The following is a 2667-nucleotide window of genomic DNA, read 5'->3' as shown; positions in this document are numbered from 1 at the left end:
GTTTGTCGTGGAGTTGGTGCGGGGGCTGGTCGCCGAGGTTCTGGGGCATGGGGGTGGGGGTGATGTCGAGGCGGGTCGGGCGTTCAAGGAGTTGGGTTTTGACTCGTTGACGGCGGTGGAGTTGCGGAATCGGTTGGGGGCGGTGACGGGGCTGCGGTTGCCGGCGACGTTGGTTTATGACTATCCGACGTCGGTGGCGCTTGCGGATTATCTGCGGGGTGAGTTGCTGGGGACGGTTCGTGTTGCGGATGCGGATCTGCCGGCGGTGGTGGTTGCGGATGGTGATCCGATCGCGATTGTGGCGATGAGTTGCCGGTTCCCGGGTGGGGTGCGGTCTCCGGAGGATCTGTGGCGGCTGCTGGTGTCGGGGGCGGATGCTGTTTCGGGGTTGCCGTTGGACCGTGGCTGGGATGTCGCGGGGTTGTATGACGCTGATCCGGGTGCGCAGGGGATGTCGTATGCGCGTGAGGGTGGCTTCGTTTATGACGCGGCGGATTTTGATGCGGACTTCTTCGGGATTTCGCCGCGTGAGGCGTTGGCGATGGATCCGCAGCAGCGGTTGTTGCTGGAGACGTCGTGGGAGGCGTTCGAGCGGGCCGGTATTGATCCTGTGACGTTGCGTGGTAGTCGGACGGGTGTGTTCGTCGGTACGAACGGCCAGGATTATCTGTCGGTGTTGCTGGAGGGTTCCGAGGGCCTTGAGGGGCACTTGGGTACGGGTAATGCGGCGAGTGTGGTGTCGGGTCGGCTGTCGTATGTGTTCGGGCTGGAGGGTCCGGCGGTGACGGTTGACACGGCGTGTTCGGCGTCGTTGGTGGCGTTGCACTGGGCGGTGCAGGCGCTGCGTAGTGGTGAGTGTTCGCTGGCGCTGGCCGGTGGTGTGACGGTGATGTCGACGCCGGGCACGTTTGTGGAGTTCAGCCGTCAGCGGGGTCTGGCGGAGGACGGCCGGGTCAAGGCGTTCGCGGCGGCTGCGGACGGCACGGGGTGGGGTGAGGGTGTTGGTCTGCTGCTGGTGGAGCGGCTGTCGGACGCCCGGCGCAACGGGCACCCGGTGCTGGCTCTGGTGCGGGGTTCGGCGGTCAACCAGGACGGTGCGAGTAATGGTCTGACGGCGCCGAACGGTCCGTCGCAGCAGCGGGTGATCCGTCAGGCGCTGGCGAGTGCGGGGCTGTCGGCTGCGGATGTGGATGCGGTGGAGGCGCACGGCACGGGTACGCGTCTGGGTGATCCGATCGAGGCCCAGGCGCTGCTGGCCACGTACGGGCAGGGCAGGCCGGAGGGCCGGCCGCTGCTGCTGGGGTCGATCAAGTCGAACATCGGGCACACGCAGGCCGCGGCCGGTGTCGCGGGTGTGATGAAGATGGTGTTGGCGATGCGGCACGGGGTGCTGCCGCGGACGCTGCACGTCGACGCACCGTCGCCGCACGTGGACTGGTCGGCCGGGGACATCGCGCTGCTCTCCGAGCGGCGGGAGTGGCCGGAGACCGGACGACCTCGTCGAGCGGGTATCTCGTCGTTCGGGTTCAGCGGCACCAATGCCCACACCGTCATCGAACAGGCGCCACTGAACGACGACGAGTCCGATGATGCGGTACTGCCCATCGTCCGGATTCCGTTTCTTCCGCTGGCACTGTCCGCGAAGTCCGGCATCGCGCTGCGTGAGCAGGCGGCGAATCTCCGGGACCGGCTCGTTGCGGCTCCGGAGGTGCGGCTGTCCGATGTGGGGCGGACGCTGGCGACGGGCCGTTCGGCTCTCGAACGGCGTGTGGTGGTGACGGCACAGGGCCGTGAGGATGTGCTGGTGGCGCTTGATGCGCTGGCCGAGGGAAACCCCGTGCCCGGCACGGTGACCGGATCCCCGGTCACGGGCAAGCTCGCCTTCCTGTTCACGGGCCAGGGCAGCCAGCGGTGGGGAATGGGGCGTGAGCTGTACGACGCGTACCCGGCCTTCGCCGAAGCCCTGGACGCGGTCAGCGCTTACCTCGACACCCAGCTCGAACGGCCCCTGCAGACCCTTCTGTTCGGGGACGACATGGAGTCGCTGGACCGGACGGAGTTCACCCAGCCGGCCCTGTTCGCGGTAGAAGTGGCCCTGTTCCGGCTGCTGGAGTCCTGGGGTGTGAGACCCGACTTCCTGGCCGGCCACTCCGTCGGTGAGATCGCCGCCGCGCATGTCGCTGGGGTGTTGTCCCTGGAGGACGCTTGCATGCTGGTCGCCGCTCGTGGACGGCTGATGCAGGCGCTGCCGTCCGGCGGCGTGATGATCGCGTTGCAGGCCGCCGAGGACGAGGTCCTGCCGCTGCTGAACGAGCGCGTGAGCATCGCCGCAGTCAACGGGCCGCAGACGGTGGTGATCGCGGGCGACGAGGACGCCGCGGTCACGATCGTGGAGGCGTTCCCGGACCGGAAGTCGAAGCGCCTGACGGTCAGCCACGCCTTCCACTCCCCGCACATGGACGGCATGCTCGACGCCTTCCGTGAGGTGGTGTCCGGGCTGTCCTTCGAGGCCCCACGCATCCCCGTGGTCTCCAACCTGACCGGTGCCGTCGTCACCGACGAGATGGCCTCGCCCGACTTCTGGGTGCGGCACGTCCGCGAGGCCGTGCGCTTCCTGGACGGTGTTCGTGTCCTGGAGGCCGAAGGAGTCACGACCTACCTGGAGCT

At 67.9% G+C, this 2667-nt stretch carries 1 protein-coding gene; it reads left to right on the top strand.

Annotated elements, in window-relative coordinates; all coding sequences use genetic code 11:
• Window positions 1-2667 (top strand): type I polyketide synthase (locus ACP4IX_RS36015; RefSeq protein WP_426558838.1); only part of this gene is annotated, 2667 nt, incomplete at both ends.

Source organism: Streptomyces sp. WG5, from assembly GCF_049974565.1.
Classification (GTDB): Bacteria; Actinomycetota; Actinomycetes; order Streptomycetales; family Streptomycetaceae; genus Streptomyces.
Note: the sequence above shows the minus strand (reverse complement) of the source record. Positions and strands in the feature narration are given on the sequence as shown.